We start from the raw sequence: 17,289 nt of genomic DNA, 5'->3' as shown, positions 1-17,289 counted from the left end.
ACGACGTTGAGTCATGCTGAAAGGACGCGAGTTGAGTGACGACGCGGTGAATCCGGTTGACGTCGACGCGGTCATCCTGGTGGGTGGGCAGGGCACCCGGCTGCGGCCGCTGACCCTTTCGGCGCCGAAGCCGATGCTGCCGACCGCGGGTGTGCCGTTCCTGTCGCACCTGCTTGCCAGGATCGCGGCCGCGGGCATCCGCCACGTGGTGCTGGGCACCTCGTACAAGGCGGAGGTGTTCGAGCAGGAATTCGGCGACGGTTCCAAGCTGGGCCTGGAGATCGAATACGTCGTGGAGGACGAGGCCCGGGGCACCGGTGGCGGTATCGCCAACGTGGCGCCCAAGCTGCGCCACCCGACCGCCATGGTGTTCAACGGCGACGTGCTCTCCGGTCTGGACCTCGGCGCGATGCTGGCCAGCCACCTCGAGCGCCAGGCCGATGTCACGCTGCATCTGGTGCGGGTGAGTGACCCGCGGGCGTTCGGTTGTGTGCCAACCGATTCCGAGGGTGTGGTCACGGCGTTCCTGGAGAAGACCCAGGACCCGCCGACCGACCAGATCAACGCGGGCTGCTACCTGTTCCAGCGTGCGGTGATCGACGAGATCCCCACCGGCCGTGAGGTGTCGGTCGAACGTGAGGTCTTCCCGAAGCTGCTCTCCGACGGTTTCAAGGTGTGCGGCTACGTCGACGCCACCTACTGGCGCGACATGGGTACGCCCGACGACTTCGTCCGCGGCTCAGCGGATCTGGTCCGCGGTATCGCGCCGTCGCCGGTGCTCGACGGGCACCGCGGCGAGAGCCTGGTGCACGAGGGCGCCGCGGTGGCGCCCGGCGCCCTGTTGATCGGCGGGACCGTGGTGGGCCGCGGCGCCGAGATCGGTGCCGGTGCCAGGCTGGACGGCGCGGTGATCTTCGACGGCGTGAAGATCGAGGCCGGGTCGGTGATCGAGCGGTCCATCATCGGATTCGGCGCCCGGATCGGCCCGCGGGCGCTGATCCGCGACGGCGTGATCGGCGACGGTGCCAACATCGGCGCCCGCTGCGAGCTGCTGCGCGGTGCCCGGGTGTGGCCGGGGGTCACCATCCCGGACGGCGGAATTCGTTACTCGACGGACGTCTGAGCGGCCCGCGCGAGCCGCTCCAGACCGGGGTCCGGGTCCGGGAGCGCGTCCAGCGGCCACCAACGCAGATCCAGGGATTCATCGCTGCAATGGATTTCGGCGTGCTCCGGTGCGATAGCCAGATATTGCACGTCGAGGTGCCGGGTCGGCACGCCCAGTGAGCACGTCAGGGCGTGGACGTGCAGCGCGGCGGGCACCGCGGAGATCCGCAGTCCGGTGATGCCGGATTCTTCGGTGGCCTCGCGCAGCGCGGCGGCCCGGATGTCGGTGTCGACGTCTTCGCAATGGCCGCCGAGTTGCACCCAACGGCCCAAACGCGGGTGCAGGGTGAGCAGGGCACTGGTCCGGGTGTGGTCGAGCACGAGCGCCGACGCGGTGATGTGCCCGGGCACGCACGCGCGCCGGCAGGCGTCGGGGCGGGCTGCGACGAATGCCGCGACAGCGTGCCGCAACGAGTCCTGATCGGGGTCCGGCGCCGGCCAATCTCGTAGCGCACTGACGACCGAGGCGTGCAGGGTGTCGCTCATCGGCGGATCAGCAGCTCGTCCGTCGCCACGGGCACCCGCGGCCGACGTGGTTCATCGGTTTCGGGGTGGTGGCCGATCGCGATGGCGCCCAACGGTTCCCAATCGGCCGGCAGGTCGAGCTCGGCACGCACGATGTCGGCGGCGAAGATTGTCGAGCCGATCCAGCAGCTGCCGACGTCCCGGGCCGCCAGGGCCACCAGTAGCCCCTGGACCGCCGCGCCGACCGCGACGGTGAACATGGTGTGCTCGGCGTCGGTGCGGGCCGCGTCCGGATAGCTGTGTGCGCCGTCGGGTACCAGGAACGGGATGACGAGTTCCGGTGCGTCGTAGAGGATCTGACCGCGGCCGACGCGCCGGTCGACAGAGTCGGCCGCGCGCCCATCGGAGGCGAGGTCTGTGCGCCACTTGTCTTTCATGCGATCCAGCAACCGGATTCGCGTGTCGTGGTTCTGCACCCAGACGAAGCGGACGGGGCGCGTGTGGTGCGGTGCGGGCGCCGTGAGGGCCTCGGCGACGGATTCCTCGATGAGTTCGGGTGCCACCGGCTCGGCGCCGAAGGTGCGCACCGAACGGCGCATCAGCTGAGCCTGCCTGCGGCCCAACGCCAGTGCTTCCTCGGTGCCCAGCCAGAACAGGTCCTCCTGACCGGCGCGCACCAGGGTGCGGCCGTTCGAGCCGTCGTCGCGCGGTGACAGGCCACGCACCACGGCGACCGGGATGCCGGTCAGCTTGCCTTTGACCAGATCGGCGGCGGCCGCGATCTCGTCGGCGATGGCGACCTCCGTCACCAGCAGTTCGTTGCCGTGAGTGTCCTGGACCCCTGAATACCCGTGCAGCACAGCCAGGCCGGCCGCCCCGATGGCGGCATCGATCTGACCGTTGCGCCAGGCCCGTCCCATGGTGTCGGTGATGACGACGGCGACGCGCACGCCGAGCCGCTCGGCCAGGCCGGCTCGCAACCGGGCCGCGCTGCCGTCGGGATCGACCGGCAGCAGGGCCAATTCGGTTGTGCTGACATTGGATCCGTCCACGCCCGCGGCGGCCTGGACCAGCCCGATGGCGTTCTCGGTGATCAGGGTGCGGCCCTTGCGAGCCAATACGCGCACCGCCTCGTCGTCGATCAGCCTGCGCCGCAGCGCGTCCCGTTCGTCGGGATCGGTCGGCGCCGCGACGATCCGGCCCTCGGATTTGGAGAGCACCTTGCTGGTGACCACGAGCACGTCGTCGTCGCGCAGCCACGGGGCGGCGGCGGCGATGGCGGCGGCCACGTCGTCGCCGGGACGGAACTCGGGAAGCCCCGGCACCGGAAGGATTTCGATGGCGGCCGCGGCGCCATGCTCTTCGACCTCCGGGCCGGTCACAAGGACACCCCGGCCAGCTGCAGTCCGGCGCGGACCATCTCGGCCGTGGCGGCGGGGTCGGTCATCAGCAGCGGCACGGCTTCGACGGTGACGCCCTCGATCTCGGCATGGTCGCCGGCGTCGATCAGCCAGCCGTCCAGGATGCCGGTCCCGCTGCGCGCGCCGTAGTGCGCGCCCACGGCTTCGGAGGTGCTGTCGACACCGATCACCTTGAGGCAGTCATCGGCCATCCCGCGCAACGGCTTTCCGGCGACGATGGGGGAGTACCCGATCACCCGCGCCGGGGTGGACCGCAGCGCGCTGCGCAGCCCCGGCACGGCGAGGATCGCGCCGATGCTGACGACCGGATTGGAGGGCGCCAGCAACACCACGTCGGCGCCTGCGATGGCGTCGGCGACTCCCGGTGCGGCTTTTGCCTTCTCGGTGCCGATGAACGCGAAGCTGTGGGTGGGGATCTGCGCGCGGTAGCGGACCCACCATTCCTGGAAGTGGATGGCGCGCTGATCGCCGGATTCGGGATCGGTTACGACCACGTGCGTTTCGCTGCGGTCGTCGCTGGCGGGCAGCAGCCGCGCCCCGGGCTGCCAGCGGTCGCACAACGCCTCGGTCACCTGGGACAGCGGATAACCGGCCCGCAGCATCTGGCTGCGCACCAGGTGGGTGGCCAGGTCGCGGTCGCCGAGTCCGAACCAGTCCGGCTGCACGCCGTACGCGGCCAGCTCCTCCTTGGCGTGCCAGGTCTCGTCGCGATGGCCCCAGCCGCGCTCGGGGTCGATGCCACCGCCGAGGGTGTACATGCAGGTGTCCAGGTCCGGACAGATGCGGACGCCGTACATCCAGGCGTCGTCGCCGACGTTGACGATCGCGGTCAATTCGTGGGCCGAGGAGTTGACGCCGGGGTCTGCGAACTGTCCCAACCCAAGCAGCTTCTGGGCGCCGAGCAGAAAACGGGCGCCGCCGACGCCACCGACCAGAACCGTCACCTTCACGTCGACTCACCCTAGGCGATGGCGCCCGGGTGAAATGACGCGCCCGGGAGCCAATTTGGCGCGCAGCAAACTTTAAACCTCAGGACTCACTTGAGTAACAGGCGTATCTGCAACCGATGTGGCCAACTGCGTTGTGTAACAGCGTGTTATTGGTCACTATCGCGACACGCCGCGGTAACGACGCGCCGTAATTAGGTCACAGGATGGTAGGAAATGCGCTTCATCCGCTTGACCGTGGCAGCTAACCCGTGTGTAATCACACCAGTGTCATTCCCGGTTTGTTTACCGGTTCCGGTGCAGCAGACCGAGTTTCGACCGTTTGTTCGAATATTGGTCGCCACTCACGGCACGCAGGCAAGTAGTTGGACTCCGTATATGAGAACTACGTAAAGCAGGGGAGGAGGCGGCAAATGTCTTACGAACACGCAGATTTCGATCATGTCGTTCCATTCGACGGGCGGATGCTCGGCTCTATTGGGACCGCACCGCACACAAACACCGGACCTGTCCAGAACGTCGTCGCCGGACGGCCGCAGCTGAGTCTGGTGCCCGATCACATCGACTCCGAGCCCGAGCTGACGGAAGACCAGTGGCAGGAGCGTGCCCTGTGCGCGCAAACCGACCCTGAGGCTTTCTTCCCGGAGAAGGGTGGCTCGACCCGGGAAGCCAAGCGCATCTGCCAGGGCTGCGAGGTGCGCGACGCGTGCCTCGAGTACGCGTTGGCGCACGACGAGCGCTTCGGCATCTGGGGCGGTCTGTCGGAGCGCGAGCGCCGGCGGATCAAGCGCGGCATCATCTGACGCGCCGCCGTCGGATCCGGCCTAGTCGTCCAAGATGGTCGGGTCGATAACCGACGGCTCGACGCCGAGATAGGTGGCTACCTGCGCCACCAGAATTTCGTGCAACAGGTCGGCGAGGTCAACGGAGTCCTTCGCCCGCCGCTCAATGGGCTTGCGGAACAAGAGAATTCGCGCCCGAGTCGAATTACCCCGAATATCCACCCCGGCCGGGATGAGCCGCGCCAGCGCCACCGGCCCGTCGGCGATAACTTCGGGCGGCCACTGGATCGCGTCCGGATCCTTGGGGGAGATCCGCGGGATCTCGTCGACCGCGACATCGAGTCCGGACACCCGATTGCTCCAGCGGCGTTCGATCGGTTCGTAGGCCTCCAGCACCGCCATGTCGAATCGTTCGGCGCGACTGCGCCATCCGGGAACGGTCGGGGGGAGGAGCGGGCCGCGCATGCCGCGACGGCGGCGCACACGCGAGTGGGCCATCGGCCGATAGTAACGGTTGGAGATCGACGCGCTCGTGACGCGCGTGTCCGGCAGTGGGCGCGTCGGCGGCGCGATAATCTCGCCGAGTGAATGTTCCCCGTCGCTGCTGCCGGCCAGGTTGCCCGCACTACGCCGTGGCGACGCTGACGTTTGTCTACTCGGATTCCACGGCAGTCGTAGGTCCGTTGGCCACCGCGTCGGAGCCGCATTCGTGGGACCTGTGCGTCTCGCACGCGACCCGCATCACCGCGCCCCGGGGGTGGGAGCTGGTCCGCCACGCCGGTCCGCTGCCCACGCCCTCTGACGACGACGACCTCGTCGCGCTCGCCGACGCGGTGCGGGAAGGCCGGGACCTACCGCCCCGCGGCGGTATCCCCACCGGGTTCAGTGATCCGGCGCCCGGTGCCCACGGCGGTGCGGTCATGGCACCGCCGGTGCCACGCACGCAGCACAACGGGCGTCGACGCGGACATCTGCGCGTGTTGCCGGACCCTGCAGACTGACCACATGACAAACGCCGGGTGAAGGCTGAGAGCCCGCACCCGGCGTCGGCGCATCTGCTGACTCGCCTCAGGTCAGTGGCAGGCACACCGTCTTCATCACCTTGTCGGCGATCGTCTGCCGCTTGGCGTCGAACAGCGGGAACAGAAAGCCGATGTAGCAGATGACGGCATCCAGAAAATGGGCGAGCTGGCGCACGATCGACATGCCGACCCCGGTGGGCTGCCCTGTCTGCTCGCTGACCACCTTGAATTTCATGATCGACTTGCCGATGCTCGATCCCGTCGTGCCCTGCTTGAAGCCGTAATTCCAGACCAGGTACACCAAACCCACCGCCACCGAGGCGAGGAATGCGGCCACTCCCATCGAGGAGTTGCCGGTCACGCAGAACTGTCCGAGGTTGTACTCGGAGGAATCATTCGCGCAGATCGTCTCCTGGGTCATGGCCTCGATGCCGTAACCGATGCCGACGATGATCGCGTAGGGGATGTAGTCGATGAGGAACGCCAGAACACGGGTGAGCCAGGGTGTGTACGGACTCGCCGCGGGCGCTCCGGCATAAGTGGGCGGCTGGGGAAACGGTTGTTCGGTCATCTGTGCGTACCTTTCTGGGTAGATTCCGCGTGCGCGACCTAGAGCGGGCAGACCTGCTTGATCCACGATTCGATGGCTTTGTTGAACTTGTCGTATTTGGGGTCGTCGAACTGAGCTCCGCCCGTGGAGACGAAATGTTCGACGGCGTCCTTGACTTCAGCAGGGAGGTCGTACTTCTCGAAGGTGTTGCCGGCGGTACGAGCCGCGTCGGCGTTCGAGGCAACGGCCAGGTCGAGATTGGCCTGGGTGATCTCGACGCAGGAACTGGAGTCCAGTCGTGCGGCGGGCGCCCCCGGATCCGACGCGCTGGCATCCGACCCGCTCGCTTGTGCGGTGGATGCCGGCACACTCGTACTGGACGCGCTCTTCGATGAACTGACGGTCACCTGCTTCGTGGTGGAGCACCCGGTGATCGCCACGGCGACCATCGTGGTGGCAAATACGAGCTTCCGGTACATCCCGACCTCCTCCTGGCTGCGATGACGAGGCAGGCTAACAATGGGAGTTTGGAAAGCGTTTGGACGAACGGGTCCGTTTCGGGTGTCAGTCGAAGACGTGGCGACCGTGCCGGCCGCCAACGCCACGATCAGCGCCAACCCGGCCGGCGCCATGCGGCGGGCGTACCGCGATCACAAGCATGACCGACCTGGGATGAGTATCGTCTGGCCGAACAGTACGTTGCTACTCAAGGTCGGGAACGCATGGTCGACTACGTGCTGTCCGGCGCCGTGGAGGTCCGTCGCGCGGGCAAGAACGTACCTCTCGGTGGGGTGAAGCAGCGGTGCGTCTTGGCTGTGTTGCTCGCCAAACATGGCTCCGTCGTCAGCACGGACCAGTTGATCCAGCATGTCTGGGAGGACGACGCGCCGCCCAAGGCGTTGGCTTCACTGCGTGCCTACGTCTCAAATCTGCGGCGGGTACTCGACGATGACGACGATGCGGATCCGGTCCGGCTGGAATCGCGCCCGAGGGGCTACCGCCTGAATCTGCGCCACGGAGATTCGGTCGATCTGCACCGGTTCGAATCGTTGGTCTCCGCTGCCCGGATGGCACTCGCCGGCGGCGACGCCGGCAGCGCCGTGGGCATGCTCGGAGAATCCTTGGCGCTGTGGCGGGGTGACCCGTTCGGTGATTTCGCCTACGCCGAATTCGCGGCGCCAGAAGTGCAGCGATTCTGGGGGTTGCGTTCGGCGGCAACGGAACTGCGGCTGCGGGCGGCACTGCACCTCGGCGGCGGCGCCGAACTGGTCCCGGAGATCCGGGCGGCGTTGGCGCAGCACCCTTTGCACGAGCCGTTGTGGGCGCATCTGATGCTCGCGCTGCACCGTGCGGGCAGGACCTCCGACGCCGTGCGCGCATTCGACCGGGCGTGCGAAGTGCTCAAGCGTGAGGTCGGCGGTCAGCCCGGCGCCGAACTGCAGGCCGCCTTCGATCAGATCACCACTGGGACAATCGAGTTCGACGGCCAATCGACCACTGTCGCCGCTCGCGCCGCGTCCGCGTTGGTGGGGCGTGATCGGGAAGTACGTCGTGCGACGGAATCCCTATTGCGGGTGCGCGACGGTGCCGGGGGCATGACCTTCGTCGGCGGGGAGAGCGGCATCGGCAAGACGTCGTTCACCCGCGAGGTCACGAAAGCTGCCCGAGGCGCCGGAATCGCAGTTGCCTGGGCGGGACACTCCTCCGGAATCAGCCTGCCGCAGCACTGGGCGTGGATACAGGTGCTGCGCCAGCTGGGCAATGAGTTCGCCGACGACATGCGTGGCGCGATCAGGCGCGCGGCTCCCGGAGTGGCGGACGCACTGGTGCCGGAATGGAATTCGGAGACCCCATCCGGCGCCTCGGTGCCCGCGACGGGATTCGCGCTCGCTGAAGGTATTGCGGTTGCGCTGGAGGCAGTTTCGCGCATCCGGCCGGTGCTGGTCGTTATCGACGATGCGCAGGACGCCGACGCGCCCACGTTGGACGCGCTCGCCCTGCTGGCCGCGCGGCTACCACAACTCCGCCTGCAGGTAATGGTGAACTGGCGATATCACGGTGCCGCGCGACCAGTCAATCGCGTGGCATTGGCGCGGCTGGCCGGCCGCACCGACAGCGTCACGATCTTTCTTGACGGCATCGACGCGCGCGCGACCGGCGACCTCATCAGCCTCGTGACGGGTGCGGCCGCACCGGTCGAGGTGGCGACGTACATCTCGCGATACGCACGCGGTAATCCCTTCTACATCAAGGAAATAGCACGGACACTCGACGCCGCGCCGGCAGCGGTTCCGGGCCTGCCCGACACCGTGGTCGAGGTGCTGGGCCGGCGACTGGATGAACTGGGCCGCCCGAGCCGGCAGCTGCTGGCAGCAGCGGCAGTGCTGGGGCCGCAATTCGATCTCGCCGAGTTGGCTGCGATGGCAAACCTGTCCACCTCGACGGTCGAAGCACGGCTACGTCCCGCCCTCGCGAACGCCGTGCTGGACGAGGCGGCGGAGCTGCCGGGGACATATCGGTTCAGTCATGGACTGACGCGGGATGCGGTCCTGGCCACACTGTCGTCGGATCGCCGGGCCGAACTGCACGCCGCGGCCGCGAGCGCACGCGCGTCGGGCCTCGAATCCGACCCGTACGAAATCGTCATCGCCGCCGCCGACCACGCGTGGCAGGCCGGCACCCACCTCAACCCCGTCACCGCGGTCGACGTACATGAGACGACAATCCAACGCGCACTGCACCGTTCGGCGTATGCGGACGTCGCCACCCTGACCGAACGTGCCCTGCACCTGTGCCGTCGGCTGCCGGCCAAGCCCGAACTGCTCGAACGCCAAGCGGCACTCTGGCTTCATCTGGCCGGTGCCCGCGGGATCCTCGAGGGACAAGGGAGCACCTCGGCCACCGAGGCGGTACAGCGAGCCTTCGAGATCGGTGCCCATGTCAAGGGCCGCAGCTTCTACGGGGCGGTCGCCGTGCAGGCCTCGATGTTGTGTGCCCACGGACGCATCGACGAAGCCGACGTCATCGCCCAGGGCCTGCGGGAGCAGTACGGCAACTCGGGCGACGTGGATTGCGGCGTCGCCAGCGACTTCGCCACCGTGGTCGTGGCGGGCCTACGCGGCGATACCGATCTGCAGATTGACGTAGGTCTGCACATGATGAGGACCTTTCCCGCACCCGAAACCGTCACCGACCCGATGCATTTCTTCCATCCGCGCGTCTACACCTGGATGTCGCTGGGAGAAGCATTGCGTGGTAACGCTGACGCGTCGCGGCACTACGGGACGCGGGCGCTGCAGTTGGCAAGCAGCCGTGGCGACGTGTTCAACGTCCTCGGCGCCAAGCTCACGCACGTCGAGGCGGCGGCCATCCTCGGCGAACTTCGCGGGACCGCGGCGGCCGCAGCGGCGGTGGAGCGGGAGTTTGCGGCAGCCGGTGGTCAGCAGTGGGGTGCCGCCGCCCGAATCGTCAGTGTCTGGGCGGAGGCGATGGAGGGGCGCGCCGTTGATCCGCAGCAAGCGTTCGACGCGTTCGAAATCCTTCGGTCCGACGGTACGTGCGTCATGCACGCGTATTTTCTGGCTCTGCTTTCGGACATCGAGCTCCGCGCTGGACGCCGCGACGGCGCCGCGGCGCTGATCGAGCGGGCACACCACCTCGTCGCCATGACTGGCGAACACGTGTGGGACGAATTCCTCGCCCGTCGCGTCGCCGCCATCAATGTTGGCTGAACGCCACCGACCACCGGCGAGTCCAGGGGTGTGCCGATAGGCTGACTGTCACAGGCCCTCGGCATGCAGTGGTCTGCGAACGATGAGATCGGGAGGGCTATGTCTCGGCCTGCTGCTTCTGTACAGCGCGTCATCAAGGCATATGACGTACGCGGGCTGGTCGGCGAGGAGATCGACGAGTCGTTCGTCGCCGACGTCGGCGGGGCATTTGCCCGGTTGATGCGCGCCGAGGGCGCCACCCGGGTGGCGATCGGTTACGACATGCGGCCCAGCTCACCGTCATTGGCCACGGCGTTCGCGGGCGGGGTCACCGCGCAGGGTCTGGACGTGGTCCGGATCGGGCTGGCGTCGACCGATCAGCTCTACTTCGCCTCGGGCCTGCTGGATTGCCCGGGCGCCATGTTCACGGCGAGCCACAACCCGGCCGCCTACAACGGCATCAAGTTGTGCCGCGCCGGTGCGAAGCCCGTCGGCAGCGAGACGGGTTTGGCCACCGTCGCGCAAGAGGTCACGGGCGGCGTGCCCGGGTATGACGGCGCCGCCGGCACGGTCGAAGAGCGCGACGTCCTCGACGAATACGGCGCCTTCCTGCGTTCGCTGGTCGACGTGTGGGCGCTGCGTCCGCTGCGGGTTTCGGTCGACGCCGGAAACGGCATGGGCGGGCATACCACTCCGGCCGTGCTGGGCTCGGTCGAGTCGATCACCTTGCTGCCGTTGTACTTCGAGCTGGACGGCACGTTCCCCAACCACGAGGCCAACCCACTGGATCCGGCCAACCTGGTGGATCTGCAGAAACATGTCGTCGAGAACGGCGCGGATATCGGCCTGGCCTTCGACGGCGACGCCGACCGCTGCTTCGTGGTCGACGAGAAGGGTGACCCGGTGTCGCCCTCTGCCGTGACGGCGCTGGTCGCCGATCGCGAGTTGGCGCGTGAGTCCGGCGCGACCGTCATCCACAACCTGATCACCTCGCGTGCGGTCCCGGAGCTGATCGCCGAGCGCGGCGGCAAGGCCGTGCGCTCGCGCGTCGGCCACTCGTACATCAAGGCGCTGATGGCCGAGACCAACGCGATCTTCGGTGGCGAGCATTCGGCGCACTACTACTTCCGCGATTTCTGGGGTGCCGACTCCGGCATGCTCGCCGCGCTGCATGTGCTGGCCGCGCTCGGGGAACAGGACCGTCCGCTGTCGGAGCTGATGGCCAAGTACCAGCGATACGAGGCGTCCGGCGAGATCAACTTCACCGTTGCCGATGCCCCGGCGTGCGTACGGGCGGTCATCGCGTCGTACGGCAGTGAGATCGCCTCGACCGACGAACTCGATGGCGTGACCGTCGACCTCGGCGACGGGCGCTGGTTCAACCTGCGCACCTCCAACACCGAACCGCTGTTGCGGCTCAACGTCGAATCGCGTACCCGCGTGGAAGTCGACCAGATTGTCGAGCACATCGCGGCGCAGATCAGGGCGACCAATTCGATCGCTCCTCGCGTGCGCCCCAGCGAGTCGACGCCATGAGTGCCGCCCCGGCGACCCTGGACCTCGACGACGTCGACGGTCTGATCGCCGCCGACCGTGACGGCCTGCTGCGGGCGGCGTCGATGGCCGGCGCACAGACCCGCGCGGTCGCCGCGGCACTCACCGAAGGCCAACTCGACGCGCTGCGCTCCGATCAACGTCCACGGACCGTCACCTGGGTGTGTGGCCGCGGCGCGTCCGGAGCATCCGGCGCGGCGGGAACCGTCCTCGCCGCGGCCCTGGGCGCGACGGCGTCGGTGCCGCTCGTGGTGACCACGGACGTGCCGCCGTGGATCGGCGCGCTCGACGTCGTGGTGGCCGCCGGCGACGACCCCGCTGACCCGGCGCTGGTGACGGCCGTGGCGACCGGCGTGCGCCGTGGTGCGCGGGTGATCGTGGTGGCGCCCAACGAAGGGCCGCTGCGCGATGCCGCCGCCGGCCGTGCGGTGGTGCTGCCGCCACGGCTGTCGGTGCCCGACGATTTCGGCCTCACCCGCTATCTGGCCGCGGGGCTGGCGACCCTGATGGTCGTCGACCCGGCGCTGGGCATCGACCTCGACGGCCTGGCCGACGAGCTGGACGCCGAGGCCCTGCGCAACAGTGCGGCCCGCGAGATCTTCACCAACCCGGCCAAGAACCTCGCCGAGCGGATGTCCGGGCGGCAGGTGGTGCTGGCTGGGGAAGGTGCGGCGATGCTGGCGTTGGTGCGCCACGCCGCGACCGTGCTTCTGCGGGTGGCGCACCAACTGGTGGCGGCGACAGGTGGTGCCGACGCGCTGGTGGCGCTGCACGGGGGTCTCGGCCGGCAGACGGCCGCCGAAATGTCCTACGAGGATTCGCTTTTCCACGATCCCGAGATCGACGGGCCGGCGCCGGCCCGGGTCCGGACCGTGGTGCTGTGCGCTGATGAGGAGCGGCCCGGCGTGATCGCCCGGATGGACGCACTCGGGGGTGACGTCGATGTGCTCAGCGCCGATGACGTGCCCGACTCGGTGCTGCACGTGCCGGGCAGTCGCTTGGAACAACAGATCGCGATGCTGGCGGTACGGCTGGAGATGACGGCCGTGTACCTGAAACTGGTTCGAGGTTAGACAAAGTGCATCTGCTACGAGGCGCCGTCAGGAACTACGCCTGGGGGTCGCGTACCGCCCTGGCCGATTTTGCCGGAAAGCCCAGTCCGACAGCGCATCCCGAGGCCGAACTGTGGTTGGGTGCGAACCCGGGCGACCCCGCGCGCGTGGAGACGCCCGAAGGTGAGGCGTCGCTGCTCGAGGTCATCCGGGCCGATCCCGACGTTCAGCTGGGGCCCGAGGTCCGCGCCCGGTTCGGTGAGGTGCTGCCGTTCCTGGCGAAGGTGCTGGCCGCCGACGAACCGCTGTCGCTACAAGCGCACCCGAGTGCCGAGCAGGCCGCCGAGGGCTTCAATCGTGAAGAGCGCCAAGGCATTGCTGTCAACGCCCGCAACCGCAACTACCGGGACCGCAGCCACAAGCCCGAGTTGATCGTGGCCCTCGGTCCGTTCGAGGCGCTCGCCGGCTTCCGGCCCGTGGCGCGCACCGTCGAATTGATGAAGGCGCTGGCGGTATCCGATCTCGATCCGTACATCAACCTGCTCGCCGGCCAGTCGGACGCCGCCGGGCTGCGGGCCGTGTTCACCACCTGGATCACGTTGCCGCAGCCTGACCTCGACGTGCTGGTGCCTGCCGTGCTCGACGGCGCGGTGAACTACATCCGTTCCGGGGCAACCGAATTCGCGACTGAGGTCAAGACCGTGCTGGAACTTGGCGAGCGCTATCCGGGTGATGCCGGGGTGCTGGCCGCCATGCTCCTGAACCGCATCAGCCTGGTCGCCGGGGAGGGCATCTACATGCCCGCAGGCAACCTGCACGCCTATCTGCACGGCCTGGGGTTCGAGGTGATGGCCAACTCCGACAACGTGTTACGTGGTGGGCTGACGCCCAAGCACGTGGACGTGCCCGAACTGCTCCGGGTGCTCGATTTCACCCCGACGGACGGGCGTCCGGTCCATCCGCGGCCGACCGATGGTGGTGTCGAGGAAGTTTTCGACACCCCCGCTTCGGAATTCGCGGTCTCGATCCTGCGGATCGACGGCGATCGGTTGGGCCGTGAGGTCGAGGTGCCGAACGGGCATGCCGGCCCCCAGATTCTGCTGGGCACGCAGGGGCGGGTGCAGGTGCATTCCGCGGGCGGCGAGCTGACCCTGAACAAGGGCGCCGCAGCCTGGATCGCAGCCGGGGAAGGGCCCGTGCGGCTGCTGGCTGACGAACCGTCGACGGTGTTCCGCGCGACGGTCGGGATCTAGAAACCTACGAAAGGGCAGGTCATGTCGGCCTCGGGGAGTGCGCGCGCGATCGTCGCGGCGCTGTTGGCCAATGCCGGGATCGCCGCGGCGAAGTTCGTCGGTTTTCTGGTCACGGGCAGTTCGTCGATGCTCGCGGAGTCGGTGCACTCGCTGGCGGACACGTCCAACCAGGGACTGCTGCTGTGGGGGCAGCGGCAGGCGCGCAAGGACGCCGACCATCTGCATCCCTTCGGCTACGGCCGCAGCCGCTACTTCTATTCGTTCGTCGTGGCGCTGGTCCTGTTCAGCCTCGGCGCGATGTTCGCGCTGTACGAGGGCTATCACAAGATCACTCACCCCGAGCCGCTGTCGTCACCCGTCGTCGCAGTCGCGATTCTCGTGGTGGCCATCGCGCTCGAGGGCTACAGCTTCTACACCGCGGTGAAGGAATCGCGTCCGCTCAAGGGAGCCGGCAGCTGGTGGCGGTTCATCCGGACCTCGCGTAACCCGGAGCTGCCGGTGGTGCTGCTGGAGGACAGTGGCGCCCTGATCGGTCTGGTGCTGGCCCTGGGCGGCGTCGGCCTGTCGATGCTGACGGGTGATCCGGTGTGGGACGGCATCGGTACCGCGGCCATCGGTGCGCTGCTCGGTGTCATCGCGGTGATCCTGATGGTCGAGATGAAGAGCCTGCTGATCGGGGAAGGCGCGACCGTCGACGAGACCGGCGCCATCCGCGCCGCGCTGGAGCAGACGGCGCACGTCGACCGCGTCATCCACCTCCGCACCCAGTACCTGGGGCCGGAGGAGATGCTCGTCGGCGTGAAGATCGCGCTGGCCCCGAAGACCGACCTGGCGACCGTCGCCGCGACGATCGATGCCGCCGAGGTCGCGATCCGGGCCGCCGTCCCGAACGCCCGCATCATCTACATCGAGCCGGACCTCTACCGCGGCTGACCGGTGACGGCTGCCACAAGCCGTTTTACAAATTCGCCTCTAATGTCTAGACCGGCGACAAATTGCCGTCTATAGTCAAGATCACGAAGTTGTCGGCAAACCAATGGAGGTGGACCCGTGTCAGTCGAGGTATCCGACGTCAACGTCACGCAGTGGCGGGATCGCAAGCGTCATCTGTGGCTCATGGGCCTGATCGCGCCCACGGCTCTGTTCGTGATGCTCCCGCTGATCTGGGCGCTGAACCAGGCCGGCTGGCATGCGGCGGCGCAGGTGCCGCTGTGGATCGGCCCCGGTCTGCTCTACGTGCTGCTGCCGATCCTCGATCTGAAGTTCGGGCCCGACGGGGAGAACCCGCCCGACGAGATGATGGAGCAGCTGGCGAACGACAAGTACTACCGCTACTGCACCTACGTCTACATCCCCTTCCAGTACGCCAGCGTCATCCTCGGTGCGTACCTGTTCACCGCCAAGGACCTGAGCTGGCTCGGCTTCGAGGGCGGGCTGGCGTGGTGGGCCAAGCTCGGCGTCGCGCTGTCGGTCGGTGTGCTGGGTGGCGTCGGTATCAACACCGCGCACGAGATGGGGCACAAGAAGGAGAACCTGGAGCGCTGGCTGGCGAAGATCACGCTGGCGCAGACGTTCTACGGCCACTTCTACATCGAGCACAACCGCGGCCACCACGTCCGCGTCGCCACCCCGGAGGACCCCGCCTCGGCCCGATTCGGTGAGACCTTCTGGGAGTTCCTGCCGCGCACGGTGTGGGGCGCCCTGAAGTCGTCCGTCGAGCTGGAGGCCCAGCGCATCCGTCGCCTCGGACGCAGCCCGTGGGACCCCCGCACCTACCTCAAGAACGATGTCCTCAACGCGTGGCTCATGTCGCTGGTGTTCTTCGGCATCCTGATCGCGGTGTTCGGCCCGGCGCTCATCCCGTTCGTTCTCATCCAGGGCATCTACGGATTCAGCCTGCTGGAGTCGGTGAACTACCTCGAGCACTACGGCCTGCTGCGGCAGAAGACCGAGAGTGGCCGCTACGAGCGCTGCGCCCCGGTGCACAGCTGGAACTCCGATCACATCGTCACCAACCTGTTCCTGTACCACCTGCAGCGCCACAGTGACCACCACGCCAACCCGACGCGGCGCTACCAGACACTGCGCAGCATCGACGGGGCCCCGAACCTGCCCAGCGGCTACGCCACCCTGATCGGTCTGACCTACATCCCGCCGCTGTGGCGCCGGATGATGGACCACCGGGTCATCGAGCACTACGACGGCGACATCACCAAGGTGAACGTCCACCCGCGGGTGCGGGACAAGGTGGTGGCCAAGTACGGGGCGGGGGTGGCCGCATGAGCGCGTACGCCTGCCCAGGCTGTGGTTACGTCTATGACGAGGCCAAAGGGGCTCCGCGTGAAGGATTTCCGGCCGGCACGGCGTGGGACGATGTCCCCGACGACTGGTGCTGCCCGGACTGCGCGGTCCGCGAGAAGGTCGATTTCGAGTCCGTCGGGGCGAGTGAAGCGACGGGAAGTGCAAGAGGAGTGAGTTCATGAGCGAGCCGTTCAAGAAGTTCGTCTGCCTGCAGTGCGGCTTCGAGTACGACGAGGAGAAGGGCTGGCCGGAAGACGGCATCGCCCCGGGCACCCGCTGGGCCGACATCCCCGAGGACTGGAGCTGCCCGGACTGCGGCGCCGCCAAGGCCGACTTCGACATGGTGGAGGTCGTGGCGTCGTGACCGCCGCGGCCGCAGTACCGGACGGACCCGAGGTGCCGCGCCCCGCGGCACCTCGGGTGCCGTACGCCGAGGCCTCGCGGGTCCTGCTGCGGCACTCGATCCTGGACGGCATGCGAGAGCTGTTGCTGGCCAAGGACTGGTCGTCGATCACGCTGTCGGATGTCGCCCGCGCTGCGGGGATCAGCCGGCAGACCATCTACAACGAATTCGGTTCACGGCAGGGGCTGGCCGAGGGCTACGCGATGCGTCTCGCCGACCGCCTGGTCGACGCTGTCGAGCACGCCATCTACGCCAACGTCGGTGACATTCACGCGGCGTTCCTGCAGGGCTTCCGGATGTTCTTCACCGAGTCGGCGTCCGACCCGCTTGTCATCTCGTTGCTGACCGGTGTCGCGAAGCCGGACCTGCTGCAGATCATCACCACCGACAGCGCGCCGATCATCTCGCACTGCTCGCAGCGCCTCACGGAGGCTTTCCGCGGCAGTTGGGTGCAGATTTCCGACGAGGATGCCGGGGTGCTGGCTCGCGCGATCGTCCGGCTGGCGATCAGTTACGTGTCAATGCCGCCGGAAGCGGACCACGATGTGGCCGCTGACCTGGCCCGGCTCATGACGCCGTTCGCCGACCGTTACGGTAGTAGAGATACCCCGTAGCCGTCAGCGCGCCATTCGAGAAGGTTTCTTGGCGCCTGTCCCGCGAGCCCG

The 17,289-nt window shown here is 67.8% G+C and carries 18 protein-coding genes; 12 read left to right on the top strand and 6 right to left on the bottom strand.

Annotation, left to right across the window (positions count from 1 at the left end; translation table 11 throughout):
* Positions 1–46 precede the first annotated feature (46 nt).
* A complete protein-coding gene (manB, locus tag G6N59_RS08585) occupies positions 47–1,123 on the top strand; it encodes a mannose-1-phosphate guanylyltransferase ManB (protein ID WP_234884346.1) in 1,077 nt (358 codons plus the stop codon).
* Here the strand turns inward: manB and G6N59_RS08580 are convergent.
* Genes G6N59_RS08580 through cofD form a run of 3 tightly spaced genes read right to left on the bottom strand, consistent with a single transcriptional unit; the run spans position 1,105 to position 4,000 of the window.
* Positions 1,105–1,650 carry an NUDIX hydrolase gene (locus tag G6N59_RS08580; protein WP_138231764.1) on the bottom strand — a complete coding sequence of 182 codons (546 nt, stop codon included), beginning with the start codon at positions 1,648–1,650 and terminating at the stop codon, positions 1,105–1,107. The genes manB and G6N59_RS08580 overlap by 19 nt on opposite strands.
* Positions 1,647–3,011, bottom strand: a complete 1,365-nt coding sequence (locus tag G6N59_RS08575; protein WP_138231763.1) for a coenzyme F420-0:L-glutamate ligase — start codon at positions 3,009–3,011, stop codon at positions 1,647–1,649. The genes G6N59_RS08580 and G6N59_RS08575 overlap by 4 nt, the downstream gene beginning before the upstream one ends.
* Complete coding sequence (gene cofD / locus G6N59_RS08570; RefSeq protein ID WP_138231762.1) at positions 3,008–4,000, bottom strand: 2-phospho-L-lactate transferase; 993 nt, start codon at positions 3,998–4,000, stop codon at positions 3,008–3,010. The genes G6N59_RS08575 and cofD overlap by 4 nt, the downstream gene beginning before the upstream one ends.
* 536 nt (positions 4,001–4,536) lie before the next feature.
* On the opposite strand from cofD, the gene G6N59_RS08565 reads away from it, so the two are divergent.
* Entirely contained in the window at positions 4,537–4,800 is a 264-nt protein-coding gene (locus G6N59_RS08565) for a WhiB family transcriptional regulator (protein WP_179970340.1), read from the top strand.
* Positions 4,801–4,821: 21 nt separating this feature from the next.
* On the opposite strand, the gene G6N59_RS08560 is transcribed toward G6N59_RS08565, so the two are convergent.
* Positions 4,822–5,244 (bottom strand): metallopeptidase family protein, encoded by a 423-nt coding sequence (locus tag G6N59_RS08560; RefSeq protein ID WP_138231813.1) that lies wholly within the window; start codon positions 5,242–5,244, stop codon positions 4,822–4,824.
* A 119-nt stretch (positions 5,245–5,363) separates the two neighbouring features.
* On the opposite strand from G6N59_RS08560, the gene G6N59_RS08555 reads away from it, so the two are divergent.
* The gene (locus G6N59_RS08555; RefSeq protein WP_138231760.1) at positions 5,364–5,780 is read left to right on the top strand and encodes a DUF3499 domain-containing protein; all 417 of its coding nucleotides are present in this window, start codon (positions 5,364–5,366) and stop codon (positions 5,778–5,780) included.
* Between the two features lie 67 nt (positions 5,781–5,847).
* Here the strand turns inward: G6N59_RS08555 and G6N59_RS08550 are convergent, their stop codons facing one another.
* On the bottom strand, positions 5,848–6,441 hold the full coding sequence (locus G6N59_RS08550; protein ID WP_407665877.1) for an Rv1078 family RDD domain-containing protein: 594 nt from the start codon (positions 6,439–6,441) through the stop codon (positions 5,848–5,850).
* A complete protein-coding gene (locus G6N59_RS08545; protein WP_163911132.1) occupies positions 6,411–6,983 on the bottom strand; it encodes a hypothetical protein in 573 nt (190 codons plus the stop codon). Before G6N59_RS08545 ends, G6N59_RS08550 begins: the two co-directional genes overlap by 31 nt.
* A 90-nt stretch (positions 6,984–7,073) precedes the next feature.
* Between G6N59_RS08545 and G6N59_RS08540 the strand changes: the two genes are divergently transcribed.
* The 9 genes from G6N59_RS08540 to alkX all read left to right on the top strand — a co-directional run bounded on the left by G6N59_RS08540 (position 7,074) and on the right by alkX (position 17,238).
* Positions 7,074–10,082, top strand: coding sequence for an ATP-binding protein (locus G6N59_RS08540; protein ID WP_138231757.1), 3,009 nt, complete (start codon positions 7,074–7,076; stop codon positions 10,080–10,082).
* 99 nt (positions 10,083–10,181) lie between these two features.
* Positions 10,182–11,597 (top strand): phosphomannomutase/phosphoglucomutase, encoded by a 1,416-nt coding sequence (locus G6N59_RS08535; RefSeq protein ID WP_138231756.1) that lies wholly within the window; start codon positions 10,182–10,184, stop codon positions 11,595–11,597.
* Positions 11,594–12,688 carry a TobH protein gene (locus tag G6N59_RS08530; RefSeq protein ID WP_138231755.1) on the top strand — a complete coding sequence of 365 codons (1,095 nt, stop codon included), beginning with the start codon at positions 11,594–11,596 and terminating at the stop codon, positions 12,686–12,688. The genes G6N59_RS08535 and G6N59_RS08530 overlap by 4 nt, the downstream gene beginning before the upstream one ends.
* A 5-nt stretch (positions 12,689–12,693) precedes the next feature.
* Positions 12,694–13,920, top strand: coding sequence for a mannose-6-phosphate isomerase, class I (gene manA / locus G6N59_RS08525; RefSeq protein WP_138231754.1), 1,227 nt, complete (start codon positions 12,694–12,696; stop codon positions 13,918–13,920).
* 21 nt (positions 13,921–13,941) lie between these two features.
* Positions 13,942–14,853: a cation diffusion facilitator family transporter gene (locus G6N59_RS08520; RefSeq protein ID WP_138231753.1), complete on the top strand. Its 912-nt coding sequence runs from the start codon at positions 13,942–13,944 to the stop codon at positions 14,851–14,853.
* A gap of 117 nt (positions 14,854–14,970) precedes the next feature.
* Complete coding sequence (locus tag G6N59_RS08515; RefSeq protein WP_138231752.1) at positions 14,971–16,203, top strand: alkane 1-monooxygenase; 1,233 nt, start codon at positions 14,971–14,973, stop codon at positions 16,201–16,203.
* Complete coding sequence (locus G6N59_RS08510) at positions 16,200–16,403, top strand: rubredoxin (protein WP_138231751.1); 204 nt, start codon at positions 16,200–16,202, stop codon at positions 16,401–16,403. The genes G6N59_RS08515 and G6N59_RS08510 overlap by 4 nt, the downstream gene beginning before the upstream one ends.
* Positions 16,400–16,585 carry a rubredoxin gene (locus G6N59_RS08505; protein WP_138231750.1) on the top strand — a complete coding sequence of 62 codons (186 nt, stop codon included), beginning with the start codon at positions 16,400–16,402 and terminating at the stop codon, positions 16,583–16,585. Before G6N59_RS08510 ends, G6N59_RS08505 begins: the two co-directional genes overlap by 4 nt.
* Positions 16,582–17,238, top strand: coding sequence for a TetR family transcriptional regulator AlkX (gene alkX, locus G6N59_RS08500; protein ID WP_138231749.1), 657 nt, complete (start codon positions 16,582–16,584; stop codon positions 17,236–17,238). Before G6N59_RS08505 ends, alkX begins: the two co-directional genes overlap by 4 nt.
* Positions 17,239–17,289 lie beyond the last annotated feature (51 nt).

This window comes from Mycolicibacterium aubagnense, from assembly GCF_010730955.1.
GTDB lineage: Bacteria > Actinomycetota > Actinomycetes > Mycobacteriales > Mycobacteriaceae > Mycobacterium > Mycobacterium aubagnense.
This window is presented reverse-complemented; position numbering and strand designations above follow the sequence as displayed.